Annotated in this window: 1 protein-coding gene; it reads left to right on the top strand. The window is 49.2% G+C overall.

Features of this window, described 5'->3' with window-relative positions:
- Positions 1 to 246: DUF1329 domain-containing protein (locus tag Q4563_RS21765; protein WP_303606016.1), on the top strand; the 246-nt coding region annotated here is incomplete at both ends.

Genomic DNA, 246 nt, shown 5'->3' with positions numbered 1-246 from the left:
GCGTTATGAGTTGCATCGGGTGTGGGTGATCGAGGCCAACTTGCGGGTTGGCTTCAGTCACCGTTATAGCAAGCGCCGTTATTATCTCGATGAAGATTCGTGGTCGATTGTGTATGCCGAAGAATACGATCAGCACGGAGCACTGATACAGATGACGGAAGGGCATTTGATCAACTACTACGATATGCCCTTGATGATGACCACGCTCGAAGTCACCTATGATTTTCCATCCGGACGCTATTACAC

This window comes from Gilvimarinus sp. 1_MG-2023, from assembly GCF_030548285.1.
The sequence above is the reverse complement of the archived record's forward strand: the minus strand, read 5'-3'. Positions and strand labels throughout refer to the sequence as shown.